Genomic DNA, 239 nt, shown 5'->3' with positions numbered 1-239 from the left:
GCCCTGATCGCCACCACGTTCGGCGGCCTGGGGATGCTCGCGGGCCTGATCATGCTGGCCCACTACGCCGGGTCCTGGCGGATCTCCGGGGTCCTCGAGGCCGCCCCCGCCCTCATGGCCGCCGCCGGGCTGCGCGGGCTGCTCGAGGTCGCCGTCGCCCTGGTGCTGGTCGGCGCCCTCACGAAGTCCGCCCAGGCCCCCTTCCACTTCTGGCTGCCGGGCGCGATGGCCGCGCCGGC

Annotated in this window: 1 protein-coding gene; it reads left to right on the top strand. The window is 76.6% G+C overall.

What is annotated here, in order from left to right; translation table 11 throughout:
- Nucleotides 1-239 (top strand): proton-conducting transporter membrane subunit (locus tag KVS67_RS12975; RefSeq protein ID WP_217565546.1); only part of this gene is annotated, 239 nt, incomplete at both ends.

The organism is Micrococcus sp. GbtcB5 (genome assembly GCF_019091605.1).
GTDB classification, from domain to species: domain Bacteria; phylum Actinomycetota; class Actinomycetes; order Actinomycetales; family Micrococcaceae; genus Micrococcus; species Micrococcus luteus.
Note: the sequence above shows the minus strand (reverse complement) of the source record. Positions and strands in the feature narration are given on the sequence as shown.